Genomic DNA, 13,655 nt, shown 5'->3' with positions numbered 1-13,655 from the left:
TCTAATTTGTCTTCATTACGTCGGACATCCTAGTATCAATCTCGTGCGACGCTCCGTCGGGAGATTTCGGGAAACTCTGAGTCGATAGATTATCCAAAAAATCTCGCAACTTCTGGTTAAATTCCGTCTCTCGCCCCAGCTCTATAATAGTATAATCCGCTACTCGCCCATCTGCGCTAAAGACTATCTTAATCCTTGCGTCGTCCTTCGCGGTTGCCACATATCTGCTCCATAGAACTTGAAGCTTCTTCTCGATAGCGCCGTAATAAGCGTTATACTCGCCCGTCCTTTGCGTCCTGCCGCCAAGCTTATCGGATTTGACCACAGCATTTTTAGATGCCGCTTTATCCTTAGCACTAGAGGTGGCGGTTTCTTTATCGGACTTTTTGTTACTCTGAACGGCGTCGCTAGCTTTAGCGCTCTCCTCAAGCTTCTTATTGTCCTTAGTCGTATCCGAAAAAAGATCGCTCAAGCTCGGTTTTTCCTCTTTTTTCGGCTCCGGCTTAGCTTCCTCTTTTTTCTCTACTACTTTTTCGGAAGGTTTATCTTCCAACTTAGGCTCAGGCTTGGGCTCCTCTTTTTTGGGCTCAGCTTTAGACTCGTCCTTTTTAGGTTCCGGCTTCGGCTCTTCCTTCGGCTTTTCGGGCTCTTTCGGCTTTGCCTGCACCGGAGAAGGCGGGACTACTTGCGCCGTAGTCTTAATTTTATCCTCCGGCACATCCTTCACATTCTTATTTTCAAACTCGCCTTGCTTTGTTTCTTTAGCGATTTCAGGCGCGGACGGAAGTTTATCATCTATTTCGAAATCAAAAGTAACATCCATATAATCGTTGGGATTGTCAGTATATTTTTTAAATTTTTCCTGTGGCTTTGAAATTTGATATAAAAGAACAAAAATCACCAGCAGATAGGCAAAAAGGGCGATTAAAAACGATTTAAAATTATCGTATTTAACCTCCGTAAAATTTGAATAATTAGCCATTTGTTTGAAGCGCGACTTTTGTAAAACCCGCTTGCTTTAGGCTCTTTAAAACAAACATTACATCGTCGTAAACGAGTCTTTTATCGGCTTGGATATAGACGGGTTTTTCCAAGCTATACTTGCCGGTGCCTTTAAGCAGCACGAGATTATCCGGGAATTCAGCTAGGCTCATCGAGCTTTTGTCGATATAAACCTTGCGATCTTCGCCGATACGCACAAGCAAGAATTCTGCGGTATTTTCCGAAACCTGTACTTTTGAGCCACTAGGCAGTTCGATCTTCTCATCGTAGATAATCGCCGTTTGCGCGACCATTAAAATCGCTAGCAAAACAAGCATAATATCGACGAGCGGAGTGATATTTAACTCTGGATTTTCGTCGAAATTATACATTAAATAGCTTTTCCAGTGTTTGCTTTAAATAGCAAAATATCTGCTGTACGATTTATAATGCTCATAACTTCGTATGCTTTGCGTTTTATAAGTAAGCTAAAGGTGTATGCGGGGATCGCTACAAAAATTCCACATCCTGTGGCAACCAGCGCCTCGCTGATCGCAGGAGCAATGGTGTCGATGCCGGAATTTCCGCCGCCAAGCTTGGAAAATGTGTGAAGTATGCTAACAACCGTACCGAATAGCCCAATAAACGGCGAAGTAGAGGCGACGATAGATAGCCAAGTAAGTCCGCTAGTGGAGTCGCGTTCGGCTTTGCCTTTATAAATTTCCAAGGCTTCTTTTGAAATTTTATCGGTATTTACTTTTTGAAAAATAGAGCCCGAAAGCGAAATCCTACCGCCCATCAGCAAGGATTCGAGTGCCTTTGCTTCGCGGTGTTGCCACGCACTAAGCCCTACAAATCTGGAGATCAAAATCGTAAAAGTGACGATAAAATAAATGGATAACCAAGAAAGCACGAATATCGTAATAAACGTGCTTCTCGTAAAATAACTTAAAATTAGATCTAGCATAATTTAACTTTGCCTTGCGAATTCGTCGACTCTAGCCATGATTGCTGCGGAATTTGCCGCATCGGAGCTAATAGACGCAAGCATATCTTTGGCGCGTTGCAAAGACTTCGCTACGGCGCTTTCGCTATTGCCTCCGATAGCCACGGCTTGAGTGGCTAGGATAGTAGTTTTTTCTTCGGTAACTTCCAAAAATCCGTCATTTACCAAAACAAGCTGCTTTTTGCCGTCTTTATCCACGATCTCGACGACGCCACCTTCACTTTTGTCTTTAAGTCCCGTTAGCAAGCTCGCATGCCCCGGCAAAATACCCATTTCGCCAGTAATGCCGGGGAGTTGGACGGATTTGACTTCGCCCGAAAAGACCATCCCTTCGGGCGTAACGATATCTAAAAGCAAAAATTCTTTCATCTTAAAATTCCTATGCTTTCATCTTTTCAGCTTTTGCCACTACCTCGTCGATATTTCCCACCATATAAAAGGCATTCTCCGGCAGATCGTCGTATTTGCCCTCTAAAATTCCCTTAAAGCCGGCGATAGTTTCCTCTAGCGAAATATATTTGCCCGGACTTCCGGTAAATACCTCGGCTACGAAAAACGGCTGAGATAGATAGCGCTCGATCTTTCTAGCGCGCTCGACTACGAGCTTGTCCTCTTCGCTAAGCTCATCCATACCCAAAATCGCGATGATATCTTGCAAGTCTTTATATTTTTGAAGTACCGCTTGAACGCCGCGAGCGACCTTGTAATGCTCCTCACCGATGATTTGCGGATCAAGCATTCTTGAGGTCGAATCAAGTGGGTCAACGGCAGGATAAATTCCTTTTTCGGCAATCGCTCTGTTTAAAACGGTCGTCGCATCAAGGTGCGCAAAAACGGTCGCAGGCGCAGGGTCGGTAAGGTCGTCCGCGGGCACGTAAACGGCCTGAACGGAGGTGATGGAGCCCTTTTTAGTAGAAGTAATTCGCTCTTGCAGTTTACCCATTTCGCTAGCAAGTGTAGGCTGATAGCCGACCGCAGATGGAATTCTTCCTAAAAGCGCGGACATCTCCGAACCCGACTGCGAGAAGCGGAAGATATTGTCAATAAACATCAAAACGTCAAGCCCAAGCTCGTCGCGGAAATACTCGGCCATCGTAAGACCGGTTAGCGCGATACGGTTTCTCGCACCCGGCGGCTCATTCATCTGACCATAGGTCAAGGCGACTTTATCCAAAACGCCCGATTCTTTCATCTCGTTATAAAGGTCATTTCCCTCTCTCGTTCGCTCGCCGACGCCAGCAAATACGGAGTAACCGCTGTGTTTGAAAGCGACGTTGTGAATCAGCTCCATGATGATAACGGTCTTACCGACGCCAGCACCGCCGAATAGTCCTACCTTACCGCCCTTTGCGTAAGGGGCGAGCAGATCGACTACCTTAATGCCGGTTTCAAAAATTTCGCTCTTCGTGCTTTGATTTTCAAAGCTAGGCGGATCTCTGTGAATGGACCAGCGGGTTTCAAATTTCTCATCCTCGCCCTCGTCGATCAGATCGCCCGTGACGTTAAAAATTCTACCCAAGACCTTCTCGCCCACCGGCACCGTAATAGGCGCGCCCAAAGCGACGGCCTCAAGTCCTCGCCTCAGTCCGTCGCTCATATCCATAGCGATCGTGCGAACGCGATTGTCTCCAAGGTGCGCGGCTACTTCCAAAATAAGCCTTCTTTGGCTACCTTCTACTTCAAATTTTACCTCGACGGCTTCATTGATCTTCGGCAAGTAGTCCTTAAAATCGACGTCGACTACCGGACCCATTACCTGAGAGATTATTCCTTTCATCCGTTTTCCTTTCATTTCATTGATTCGACGCCGCTTATGATCTCGATAAGCTCGGTCGTGATAGAGCCTTGTCTGGCTTTGTTATATGCTAAATTTAACTGCGATACGCGTTCTTTGGCGTTATTTGTCGCATTCTCCATCGCATTCATTCTCGAGCAATGCTCCGCCGCCAAAGAGTCAATAAGCGCGTAATACATGCTGTAGCTAAGATAGCTCTGGATTAAATTTAGCATCAATGTTTCTTCATCCTCAGGACTTTCAACCTCTACTTCCAATGTAGATGTTTTTAAAGCATCCTCACTAATTGCAGGCTCACCGATCGGCACCAACGTATTTACCCGCATCTCTTGAGTAATCATATTCAAATAGCCATTGTGGACGAGTATGACTTCATCGGTTTTGCCTTCGTTAAAGTCCTTAACTGCGGCTTGGACGATTTCGTTAGCTTTCTCAGACGATGGAGATGAGCTGACGCCGATATATCGCTCCAAAAGCTCAACGCCTTGAAAATCAAAATACTCTATCCCCTTTTTGCCGACGGCGCGAAGACGAACCTTGATCTTTTTCGCTTTAAGCTCCTCGATCAAAGCTTTGATCTTTTTGATGGTGTTGATATTAAAACCGCCGCAAAGCCCTTTATCTGCGGTGATAAACAGCAAATCAACCACCTTTACCTCTCGAGTGGTATCAAAAATTCTAAGTTTTTCGTCGTTGCCTGAATTATTGCCTACGTAATTTTTAACGCGCGCAGAAATTTCACCCAAGACCTCGTTAATCTTCACCGCATAAGCACGCGAGCGCATCGCCGCCTCTTTAGTATTTTTAAGCTTGACGTTGGAGACCAGCTTCATAGCTTTGGTAGTCTTCTCCGTATTTCTGACGCTCTTGATCTGTAGCTTTATATCCTTTAAATTTGCCATAATTTAGCCTTTTTAAGCGGCGAAGGTCGCTTTAAAGTCATTTAGAGCCTTGATTAAATTTTCTTCCAAATCCTTCTCGATGGTCTTTTTACTTCTAATTTCTTCAAAAATTTCAGGATATTTTGCCTCGATATACGGATAGAGCTCAGCTTCGAATTTACCAATTGAGCTCGTAGGCACGTCGTCTAAAAATCCGCGGCTTCCTGCAAAGATGATGACCACTTGATTTTCGACCGGAAGCGGCGAATAAGGAGGCTGTTTTAAAATTTCGACCATTCTTTGTCCGCGATCCAGCTGCTTACGGCTGCTCTCGTCCAAATCGCTCGCAAACTGCGCAAACGCCTGAAGCTCACGGTATTGAGCTAGATCTAGGCGCAAGGTTCCTGAGACCTTTTTGATCGCTTTAATCTGCGCGGAACCGCCGACGCGGCTAACCGAAAGACCTACGTTGATCGCAGGACGAATTCCTGAGTTAAATAGACCAGATTCTAGGAAAATTTGACCATCGGTGATGGAGATAACGTTTGTAGGGATATATGCCGAAACGTCGCCTGCTTGCGTCTCGATGATAGGAAGCGCCGTTAGGCTACCTGCACCGAGTGCATCGCTTAGCTTACTAGCACGCTCAAGCAAACGAGAGTGCAGGTAGAATACGTCGCCAGGATACGCCTCGCGTCCCGGTGGACGGCGCAAGATAAGCGACATCTCGCGATAAGCAACCGCGTGCTTGCTAAGATCATCGTAGATGATAAGCGCGTGGCGGGAGTTATCTCTGAAATACTCGCCCATAGTGCAGCCCGAATATGGCGCCAAGTATTGAAGTGCAGCCGCCTCGCTAGCACCCGCCGCAACTACGATCGTATAATCCATCGCACCGTACTCTTCAAGCTTTTTAACGACTTGTGCGACGGTGGATTGTTTCTGACCGATTGCTACATATATGCAGATGACGTCTTGGCCCTTTTGATTGATGATGGTATCAACAGCAACGGTGGTTTTTCCTGTTTGGCGGTCGCCGATGATGAGCTCGCGCTGTCCGCGGCCGATCGGCACTAGCGCGTCGATCGCCTTAAGGCCGGTTTGAAGTGGCTCGTGAACGGATTTACGAGCCATGATGCCTTTAGCCTTTTCTTCGACAAATCTAGTATCGCTGGTCTCTATCGCGCCTTTGCCGTCGATCGGTTCGCCTAGAGCGTTTACCACGCGACCGATTAATGCATCACCTACCGGAACGCGCAAAAGCTTACCCAGTCTTTTTACGCTGCTTCCCTCGTTTATGCCGCTAGTATCGCCTAAAATAACGATACCGACGCTGCTATCCTCTAAATTTAACGCGATACCACGAGCTCCGTTTTCGAATTCGACCATCTCGTTAGCCATTACGTTTTTTAAGCCGTAAACATTAGCAACGCCGTCTGCGACCGAAACGACCTTACCGGTTTCTTCGATATCAACGCTAAGATCGAAATTTTCGATTCGCTCTTTGATTATGCTGCTGATTTCGTCTGCCTTAATTTTCGCACCCACGCTTTACTCCTTTAAATTGCTTTTAAAATATATTCGCTCATTTTTTGTTTCAATCTATCAACTGAAAAACTAATCTCAAATCCAAGATCCTCGACTTCGATCTTAATGCCCTCAAGCTCGCTTTTAACAGGTTGTAGAGTAATATCTGCATTAAATTTCTTTGAAATTTTAGTCTCTAGCTCTTTTATTTTCGCGGCGTCTATTTCGGTAGCGGAATAAATTTTACCTAAGTATTTATTATCCAGCGCCGCAATATTCTTGCGCAGTTCCTCAACTATCTGCGGGATTAGCGCAATACGTCTATTTTTAGCTAGAAGTTTAATAAAATTTACGATTTTTTCGCTTGGATTTTTTATAAACGACGCAATAAGTTCCACTTTGGATTCCTCTTTTAGCGTCGGAGATTTTACAATATCTTGGAATTTTGGAATTCTAAATGCGCTCGCGACGCTCTCGAGCGTCTGCAAAACAGAGCCTAGTTCATCTTTTTTATAGCTCAGTATTAGGGCGTTTACATATCTTTTTGAGGTGTTATTTATCATCATCCGACCTTTTTCTCTACGATTTTAACCAGTTTGTCTTGACCAAATTTGATGTCATCCGATGCAAAAACGTCATCCAGTATCTCGCTTACGACCTCTTTTTTGATCTTGCGCGCCTCAAAGCTCTTTTGCTCATCGAAAGATTTTTGCAAATTCGCAATCTCTTGTTCGGTCGCATTTTTTATCTTTTCGGCAGCGAACACGATCTCTTTTTTAGCAGTTTCAATTAAAGCTGCGCCTTGAACCTTGGCATCTTGCAGATCTTTTTTAGCTTGCTCCTTGCGAGCTGCGGACTCTTTTAAAATTTTCTGATTAGCCTCAAGTCTAGATGCGATGCCGTCGATTCTACCTTGATATGCTGCTTTTGCAGGACCTTTTAAAAGATAAAACAAAATTCCGAAAAACAAAATGAAATTTATACTTCGCCACAGCACGTCGTAGTCTTTGACTCCATCGTGCTCGCCACTTGCTAAAACAAACGCCGGAATTATAAATAAAAATAGATATTTTTTCATACTAAAATCCTCATACTTTAGCCACAGCGCTGCTTAGAGCATTTTTAAATTCCGGAATTTTGGCTTGCAACTCATTTCTTAGGCTACGTCTTTGCTCATCCAAACCGCCTAAGAATTGATTGAAATCCTCCTCCATTGCGGCTTTTTTCTCAGCTATTTCTCTAGCAGCAACCTGCTTCGCACTATCCATCGCCTCTTGCTTTATTTTAACAGCTTGCAACTTCGCAGCATCCATGATTCTTACGATCTCTGCTTTATCGGCATCTGCATCCTGTGCATTTTTCATCGCATTTGTCTCATCTTCTTTAATAATAGCCTCTCGCTTTTCCATATGCAAAAGTAACGGTCTATAAAGCTTGATATTTAAGAAGTAAATCAAAGCCAAAAATACGACGATGGTCGTTATCATGGCGGTCAAACTTACGTCTAGCATCGCACCTCCTCTAGATTAGTTTTAAACAAAATGCGTATTTTACAATATGAAAAATTAAAATACACTATAAAAAATCATCCGATTTTCTTTAAAAACTCGGAAATTTGTAAAATTTCGCTAAATTCGATCGAAATTTTACGCTCTTTGATACTTATTTTACCAAATTGATCAAGCTTGGCCTTTAGCTTTAAAAGTTCAGGCTTGAAGCTTTGAAATTCCGCACCAGGCTTTTTCTCTTTTGGAACGGTTTTATCTTTGAGCTTTTTGACTAAAGTTTCAGTATCTCTTACGCTTAGACGCTGTCCTAAAATGGTATTTAGCGCTAAAATTTGATCCTCTTTTTCGAGTCCAACCATTATCTTGGCGTGCCCTTGCGAAATTTTATCTGCGCTTATGGCGTCTTGCACTTCGGAGCATAAATTTAAAAGCCTTAACGTGTTTGTAATCTGTGTGCGGGACTTTTTGATGATGTCGGCTAACTCCTCTTGCGTGATCCTGTATTCGCCGATGAGCTCCTTATAGGACTTAGCAAGCTCGATAGGATTTAGATCCTCGCGCTGGATATTTTCGATGAGGGCAAGCTCTCTTAAATTTTGAGATTTTATGTCCGCGACTACGGCTTTGATTTTACTCTCGCCCAAAAGCTTCGTCGCTCTTAGGCGTCGTTCGCCGGCGATAAGGACGTAAGAATCATCTTTTTGAATAACAATGATAGGCTGGATAAGCCCGTGGCGGGCGATGCTTTCGCTCAGCTGCCTAAGTGCCTCCTCATCGAAGCTCTGCCGCGGTTGATATGGATTTGGCTCGATTTTATCGACATCGATTTCGATAACTAAACTATCTGCATTTCCACTTTCTAGCTCCCTATTATAGGAGCTTTCTACGTCGTCTAAAATCGCACCGAGCCCGCGACCGAGTGCTCTTTTTACCTTGCCCATTTTTGCTCCATTATGGATTTAGCGAGGTCTTGATAGGCGATGGAGCCGGCGGATTTTATATCGTATAAAACCACCGGCTTGCCAAAGCTTGGGCTTTCGGCTAGCTTAATATTGCGCGGGATGATGACTAGATCATCACTCTTGCCGATACGAAAGAGCTTATCGTCGAAATACTCGCGTAAATTCGCAACTGTCTCTTTGGCGAGATTGTTTTGCAAACTATACATCGTAGGTAAAAATCCGCGAATTTTTAAATTTTTATTGAGCGTTTGCTTGACGACTTTTACGGTATTTAGGATCAGCGCGACACCTTCAAGCGCATAGAATTCGCACTGAATCGGGATGATGACGCTATCACTTGCGACCAAGGCATTTACCGTAATGCTACCGAGCGTCGGCGGCGAATCGATGATGATGAAATCGTATCTATCCTTAACCTCGGAAATTTTATTTTTTAGCATTAGTTTGAAGTCTTTCTCTTCACTTACTTCGCGCTCGATGCCTACAAGTCCGATATTTGACGGCACTAAATCCATAAACTCAAGTTCGGTCTTTTGGATCACTTCGGACATGCTCTTACGCCCTGTTAGGACGTGATAAATGTTAAATTCAAAGTCACTGCGGTTAAAGCCAAGTCCGGTCGTAGCGTTCGCCTGAGGGTCTACATCGATCAGTAGAACCCGCTTTTTCTTTATCGCTAGCGACGCAGCGAGATTAACCGCCGTGGTCGTCTTGCCGACGCCGCCTTTTTGATTTGCTATCGTAATTACTTCACTCATCTTAAAGCATAAACCCTTTCTTCATTTATTATGATCGATCCGTCCTCGCACAGCTTCGCCCGTGCAAGCGAAATTTTTTCGCCGCCTAGATGAACGCTAAATTTTTGCGATTTTTGGAATTGTAACGAAAAATTTCTAAAAATTTGCTTCCACGAGATTTTATTTTCATATAGCGCAAAAAAGCCCTCTATAGCGTCTTTTGCGCTGATTTTTATATCTAAAATTCCCGCATATTCGGGCGCACCGAGCAGGTTCATACCGATGCCGCAGACGAGGGTATTTTTGATCTTATTCGTCATCGTTCCGCCGATTTTACGCTCGCCCAGATAAAAATCGTTGGGCCATTTCAGCCAAAGCTGAGAACCGAGGGATGCGAGAAGCTCCTGCATAATCATCGCAAAATATATGCTCGCCGACTGAGGCGGCACATCTGCGGGCATATCGCTCTGCGCGACACAGAACGAAAATGCGAGATTGCCGCTCGCACCCTCCCAATCATTGCCGCGCGAGCCGATACCGGCACTTTGGCGATTTGCGGCGATCGCAAAAGGCGGCGTTACCCTGCCTTCGCGCACGGCGTTCACCAAAAACTCCTGCGTGGAGGGCATTTGCTCTACAAATTCTACTTGCAAAACCCGCTCCTTGCGTAAGGTGAAGGGCTCGGCTTGAAATATTGCAAGCGTTTAAATTCCGCGTAGTGATAGAATTTTGAGACAAGATAAAATTTAGCATGATTAAATTTTACGACATAGTGAAATTTTGTGCGATGGAATTTTACGCTCTTGCTAAATTCTTCGGCAATGCGGATTTTCCCAGCGGTATTTCGATAAAATTTTAAAGCTTTATCTCGCAAAAATTCTGCGGCACAATTATGGAATTTTAAGTGGTGCGTGTTTGACGCAGCGCCGTAAAGTCCACAACCGCGGTGGCGAAATTTAAAGCTCCTGCGAGCGTAAAATTTTAGAGTGTAGAAGCGAGGTTTTAAAATTTTATAAAGCCTTGATTTTGGAGCTTCGCTTCGAAATTCCTCGCAGCAAAATTTTACTTCACGATCGCAGCGATACCTGAGGCAAAATTCCGTCGTAACGCCAAAAGTGCGGCGCAAATAAAATCCCCGCATAGCATCAAAAGCGCAGCATAAAACGCGAGAATTTAAAATCCCGCTTAGCATAGCAGATCGCCGATCTTTAGCCGCTTGCCGTTTAGATACGCGCTAGCATCCACGGGCTTTTTGCCGGGCTCTTGCACCTTTATGATCTTAACCGCGCCCTCGCCGCAAGAAACGCAAAAGCCGAGCTTGTCGACGTGCAGAATTTCGCCCGCGCGTTCAAATTTACGCTCGCAATATTCGCGCAAAAGCTCTAGTTCTAAAATTTTTAACCCGCTAGCTAGATAAATCCCCGGCCAGGGCGTTAGCGCGCGAAATTTATTATAAATCTGCTCCGCGCTTTGTTCAAAGCTAAAAAGTCCGTCTGATTTGCTTATTTTTTTGCAATGCGTGGCCTGCGCGTCGTCTTGTTTGAGCGGCGTCAAATTCGCAAAATTTCGCAGCACTCGAACTATCAGCTCGCCCGCCAGATCCCCGAGCTCGTCAAAGAGCTGCACGGCCGTTTTGTCCTTGCAAGGCGTGTAGGCAAAATCAAGCATATCGCCCGTATCAAGCCCCGCATCCATCAGCATCGCCGTCACGCCCGTCTGCTTCTCGCCCGCTAGTAGCGCGCTTTGGATCGGGCTTGCGCCGCGGTATTTTGGCAGGATCGAGGCGTGCAGGTTTATGCAGGGCGCGACATCAAGGACGGCCTGCGGCAAAATTTTACCGTATGCCGCAACCACGATAAAATCAGGCTCTAGCTCTTTTATCTGCGCTGCGGCCGCCTCGTCTTTTAAACTCGCAGGCTGAAATATCGGCACGGCGGGCAGATACTGCTGCGCGTAAACTTTAACCTCGCTCGGAGTTAAAATTTGTTTCCTACCGACGGGCTTGTCGGGCTGCGTAAAAACGGCCGCGATCTCAAATTTCGCCTCCGTAAGCGCGCGTAAAATTTTAGCCGCATACTCGGGCGTTCCCATAAAAATTATATTCATTCTTTTCCTTTAAATTTAGCCAAATCAAGGCGCAAACGATCGCGCGGGTGCTAATCGTACTCGAAATAAATTTTTACGCAAACCGCGGAGCAAAACCGATCCGCACTCGCTCGCGCGAAGTAAAATTTATACGCGTCGCACAAACCAAACCCCGCGCAAACGGCAGCATTATTGCCGTTTTTCGCATTTATTTGACGGCGGATTGATTTTCATCTCCGCTTTGATCCTTCCACGGCCAAAAAGCGCACGGATCTTCGGACCAATCAATCTTTGCAGAGGATTTCGCCCTCAGCTCTTCTAGGCTAATCTTGCCGTCATGATTAGCGTCCAACCTCTTGAATTCCGAGCCTGAGCGCAGATTTAGCTCTACTTTCAGCCCGGACGGCACCTCGCTCGCCATCCACTCCTGCAAGCTCAGCGCGCCGTCGTGATCCTTGTCGTTAAAGTCCATAAAATTCGGCACCGGATCGGCGGGATCGCAACCGTATGCGCCGAAGCATAAAAATACTAGAATAAAAATTTTACTCATTTCGCCTCCTTAAATTTTATCTTTTTGCGGCTTTTGCGAGCGATAAACATAAAATTTACCCGCATATACGGGCGCATTGCTTAAGGTCTGCATTCGCAAAAGCCCTCTTCGGCGCGGCTTTTGGCGCAATCTACAGCTCCTTTTTAAGTAGCTCAAGCAGGTTAAATTTTAGCTCATTTATATTTTGTCCCGTAGCCGAAGATATCGGCATCACGAAAAACGGCTTAGCGGCGTCAAACTCATAAATATCTTGTTTAAATTTCATCTCGCCCGCCGTGCCCGCGAGCCCCAAATGCGACAAAAACGCGTCAAATTTTTCCTGCAAATTTTCTGCCGCGTCCGCGCGAGTTAGAGCGATCGCATAGTCTCTTTTTGCAAGTCCCTCTGAAAATTTCGCCGTCTCGGCCCTCAGCGCGTCAAACTGCTCCTCAAGGCTGCGGTAGTTCGCAAGATCGAGCATAAAAAGTAAAATTTTCGTGCGCTCGACGTGTTTTAAAAACTGCACGCCAAGCCCGCGCCCTTCGCTTGCGCCCTCGATAATGCCCGGGATATCGGCCATGACAAAGCCGCTGTATTCGTCAACCTCGACGAGACCGAGCTTTGGCGTAAGGGTGGTAAACTCATAGTTTGCGATCTGAGGTTTGGCGTTTGAAACGGTCGAGATTAGCGTGCTTTTGCCCACGTTTGGAAAGCCCACGAGCCCCACGTCGGCGATAAGTTTTAGCTCCAATCTCACCTCGCGCGTTTCGCCTTCAAGGCCTTTTTGCGCATATTCTGGGGCTTGATTGATCGAGCTTTTAAAGTGCACGTTGCCAAGCCCGCCTTTACCGCCCCGCAAAAACAGCTTCGTCTCGCCGTCGTTTAGCATATCAAGCACTAGCTCGCCGCTATCTTCGTCGTAAACGCTAGTGCCGGGAGGGACGATGAGATAGAGATCCTCGCCGCTTTTGCCCGTCTTTTTGCGACCCTCGCCGGGCACGCCGTTTTGCGCCTTAAACTCCCGCTTGCCCTTGTAGGATGAGAGGGTGTGGGAGTTTTTATCGACCCTAAAATACACGTCGCCGCCGTCGCCGCCGTCGCCGCCGTCGGGACCGCCTGAGATGACGAATTTTTCGCGGCGGAAGCTGACGCAGCCCGCGCCGCCGTCGCCTGATTTGACGCTAAATTTTACGCTATCTATGAACATTTTTTACCTTAGTTTTTAAGGGCGATTATATCCAAAATTACTAAAACTACAGCAAGACCGCTTTTAAAGCCGTAGTTTAATCTTAAAAATTTAAGTATTTCTTTCATAAAAATCTTTTCAAGACGAAAGGGCCGTAATCAACAGGACTTACCTTACGTCCATTCCTTTGTAAAAATTTACTATTTTAGCGTTGCTAGTATAGCTGTCGTTGCCGCACTTTTATTTAAATGCTTGAATGATATCTACAAGATTATAAAATTTTATCTGCTTAACGATCTAACAAAACAAAATTTAGATATGCGTCTTTTACCGATCGCTTGGTCTTTTTGTCCCCAAAACCTAAAGTTATTTTATCCAAATTTTCAAACTTTGCGACAAGCGGCGAAAAATCACAGTCCTCGGAATGGTACTCTTTCCTTACCCCCCCCCCCCCCCCC

Annotated in this window: 17 protein-coding genes; all 17 read right to left on the bottom strand. The window is 45.6% G+C overall.

Features of this window, described 5'->3' with window-relative positions:
* Window position 1 precedes the first annotated feature (1 nt).
* The 17 genes from Q0380_RS06240 to obgE all read right to left on the bottom strand — a co-directional run bounded on the left by Q0380_RS06240 (window position 2) and on the right by obgE (window position 13,218).
* A complete protein-coding gene (locus Q0380_RS06240; protein ID WP_298961490.1) occupies window positions 2-982 on the bottom strand; it encodes a TonB C-terminal domain-containing protein in 981 nt (326 codons plus the stop codon).
* On the bottom strand, window positions 975-1,373 hold the full coding sequence (locus Q0380_RS06235; RefSeq protein ID WP_298961487.1) for a biopolymer transporter ExbD: 399 nt from the start codon (window positions 1,371-1,373) through the stop codon (window positions 975-977). Before Q0380_RS06235 ends, Q0380_RS06240 begins: the two co-directional genes overlap by 8 nt.
* Complete coding sequence (locus Q0380_RS06230) at window positions 1,373-1,948, bottom strand: MotA/TolQ/ExbB proton channel family protein (RefSeq protein ID WP_177389416.1); 576 nt, start codon at window positions 1,946-1,948, stop codon at window positions 1,373-1,375. The genes Q0380_RS06235 and Q0380_RS06230 overlap by 1 nt, the downstream gene beginning before the upstream one ends.
* Before the next feature lie 3 nt (window positions 1,949-1,951).
* Entirely contained in the window at window positions 1,952-2,356 is a 405-nt protein-coding gene (gene atpC / locus Q0380_RS06225; RefSeq protein WP_295151009.1) for an ATP synthase F1 subunit epsilon, read from the bottom strand.
* Between the two features lie 10 nt (window positions 2,357-2,366).
* The gene (gene atpD, locus Q0380_RS06220; RefSeq protein WP_298961483.1) at window positions 2,367-3,764 is read right to left on the bottom strand and encodes a F0F1 ATP synthase subunit beta; all 1,398 of its coding nucleotides are present in this window, start codon (window positions 3,762-3,764) and stop codon (window positions 2,367-2,369) included.
* Between the two features lie 11 nt (window positions 3,765-3,775).
* Window positions 3,776-4,684 carry an ATP synthase F1 subunit gamma gene (gene atpG, locus Q0380_RS06215; protein WP_297883338.1) on the bottom strand — a complete coding sequence of 303 codons (909 nt, stop codon included), beginning with the start codon at window positions 4,682-4,684 and terminating at the stop codon, window positions 3,776-3,778.
* Between the two features lie 12 nt (window positions 4,685-4,696).
* Window positions 4,697-6,211: a F0F1 ATP synthase subunit alpha gene (gene atpA / locus Q0380_RS06210; protein WP_298961479.1), complete on the bottom strand. Its 1,515-nt coding sequence runs from the start codon at window positions 6,209-6,211 to the stop codon at window positions 4,697-4,699.
* An 11-nt stretch (window positions 6,212-6,222) separates the two neighbouring features.
* Window positions 6,223-6,753: a F0F1 ATP synthase subunit delta gene (locus Q0380_RS06205; RefSeq protein WP_295099002.1), complete on the bottom strand. Its 531-nt coding sequence runs from the start codon at window positions 6,751-6,753 to the stop codon at window positions 6,223-6,225.
* Window positions 6,753-7,268: a F0F1 ATP synthase subunit B gene (locus Q0380_RS06200; RefSeq protein ID WP_298961476.1), complete on the bottom strand. Its 516-nt coding sequence runs from the start codon at window positions 7,266-7,268 to the stop codon at window positions 6,753-6,755. The genes Q0380_RS06205 and Q0380_RS06200 overlap by 1 nt, the downstream gene beginning before the upstream one ends.
* A 10-nt stretch (window positions 7,269-7,278) precedes the next feature.
* Entirely contained in the window at window positions 7,279-7,701 is a 423-nt protein-coding gene (locus tag Q0380_RS06195) for a F0F1 ATP synthase subunit B' (protein WP_298961474.1), read from the bottom strand.
* A 74-nt stretch (window positions 7,702-7,775) separates the two neighbouring features.
* Entirely contained in the window at window positions 7,776-8,639 is an 864-nt protein-coding gene (locus Q0380_RS06190) for a ParB/RepB/Spo0J family partition protein (protein WP_297989228.1), read from the bottom strand.
* Complete coding sequence (locus Q0380_RS06185) at window positions 8,627-9,418, bottom strand: AAA family ATPase (RefSeq protein ID WP_177389424.1); 792 nt, start codon at window positions 9,416-9,418, stop codon at window positions 8,627-8,629. Before Q0380_RS06185 ends, Q0380_RS06190 begins: the two co-directional genes overlap by 13 nt.
* Window positions 9,415-10,050, bottom strand: a complete 636-nt coding sequence (locus tag Q0380_RS06180; RefSeq protein ID WP_298961471.1) for a biotin--[acetyl-CoA-carboxylase] ligase — start codon at window positions 10,048-10,050, stop codon at window positions 9,415-9,417. The genes Q0380_RS06185 and Q0380_RS06180 overlap by 4 nt, the downstream gene beginning before the upstream one ends.
* Window positions 10,041-10,523: a hypothetical protein gene (locus tag Q0380_RS06175; protein WP_298961466.1), complete on the bottom strand. Its 483-nt coding sequence runs from the start codon at window positions 10,521-10,523 to the stop codon at window positions 10,041-10,043. The genes Q0380_RS06180 and Q0380_RS06175 overlap by 10 nt, the downstream gene beginning before the upstream one ends.
* 59 nt (window positions 10,524-10,582) lie before the next feature.
* On the bottom strand, window positions 10,583-11,503 hold the full coding sequence (gene fmt / locus Q0380_RS06170) for a methionyl-tRNA formyltransferase (RefSeq protein WP_298961463.1): 921 nt from the start codon (window positions 11,501-11,503) through the stop codon (window positions 10,583-10,585).
* Between the two features lie 187 nt (window positions 11,504-11,690).
* Window positions 11,691-12,032: a hypothetical protein gene (locus Q0380_RS06165; RefSeq protein WP_298961460.1), complete on the bottom strand. Its 342-nt coding sequence runs from the start codon at window positions 12,030-12,032 to the stop codon at window positions 11,691-11,693.
* A 130-nt stretch (window positions 12,033-12,162) separates the two neighbouring features.
* Window positions 12,163-13,218, bottom strand: a complete 1,056-nt coding sequence (obgE, locus tag Q0380_RS06160; protein WP_298961457.1) for a GTPase ObgE — start codon at window positions 13,216-13,218, stop codon at window positions 12,163-12,165.
* Between the last annotated feature and the right edge of the window lie 437 nt (window positions 13,219-13,655).

It is taken from the genome of uncultured Campylobacter sp. (assembly GCF_937959485.1).
GTDB lineage: Bacteria > Campylobacterota > Campylobacteria > Campylobacterales > Campylobacteraceae > Campylobacter_B.
Note: the sequence above shows the minus strand (reverse complement) of the source record. Positions and strands in the feature narration are given on the sequence as shown.

What these genes read in the sequence shown, in the direction of transcription:
- Q0380_RS06240 (WP_298961490.1), bottom strand. Translation starts at nt 982, where the DNA reads ATGGCTAATTATTCAAATTTTACGGAGGTTAAATACGATAATTTTAAA.
- Q0380_RS06235 (WP_298961487.1), bottom strand. Translation starts at nt 1,373, where the DNA reads ATGTATAATTTCGACGAAAATCCAGAGTTAAATATCACTCCGCTCGTC.
- Q0380_RS06230 (WP_177389416.1), bottom strand. Translation starts at nt 1,948, where the DNA reads ATGCTAGATCTAATTTTAAGTTATTTTACGAGAAGCACGTTTATTACG.
- atpC (WP_295151009.1), bottom strand. Translation starts at nt 2,356, where the DNA reads ATGAAAGAATTTTTGCTTTTAGATATCGTTACGCCCGAAGGGATGGTC.
- atpD (WP_298961483.1), bottom strand. Translation starts at nt 3,764, where the DNA reads ATGAAAGGAATAATCTCTCAGGTAATGGGTCCGGTAGTCGACGTCGAT.
- atpG (WP_297883338.1), bottom strand. Translation starts at nt 4,684, where the DNA reads ATGGCAAATTTAAAGGATATAAAGCTACAGATCAAGAGCGTCAGAAAT.
- Q0380_RS06205 (WP_295099002.1), bottom strand. Translation starts at nt 6,753, where the DNA reads ATGATAAATAACACCTCAAAAAGATATGTAAACGCCCTAATACTGAGC.
- Q0380_RS06200 (WP_298961476.1), bottom strand. Translation starts at nt 7,268, where the DNA reads ATGAAAAAATATCTATTTTTATTTATAATTCCGGCGTTTGTTTTAGCA.
- Q0380_RS06195 (WP_298961474.1), bottom strand. Translation starts at nt 7,701, where the DNA reads ATGCTAGACGTAAGTTTGACCGCCATGATAACGACCATCGTCGTATTT.
- Q0380_RS06190 (WP_297989228.1), bottom strand. Translation starts at nt 8,639, where the DNA reads ATGGGCAAGGTAAAAAGAGCACTCGGTCGCGGGCTCGGTGCGATTTTA.
- Q0380_RS06185 (WP_177389424.1), bottom strand. Translation starts at nt 9,418, where the DNA reads ATGAGTGAAGTAATTACGATAGCAAATCAAAAAGGCGGCGTCGGCAAG.
- fmt (WP_298961463.1), bottom strand. Translation starts at nt 11,503, where the DNA reads ATGAATATAATTTTTATGGGAACGCCCGAGTATGCGGCTAAAATTTTA.
- Q0380_RS06165 (WP_298961460.1), bottom strand. Translation starts at nt 12,032, where the DNA reads ATGAGTAAAATTTTTATTCTAGTATTTTTATGCTTCGGCGCATACGGT.
- obgE (WP_298961457.1), bottom strand. Translation starts at nt 13,218, where the DNA reads ATGTTCATAGATAGCGTAAAATTTAGCGTCAAATCAGGCGACGGCGGC.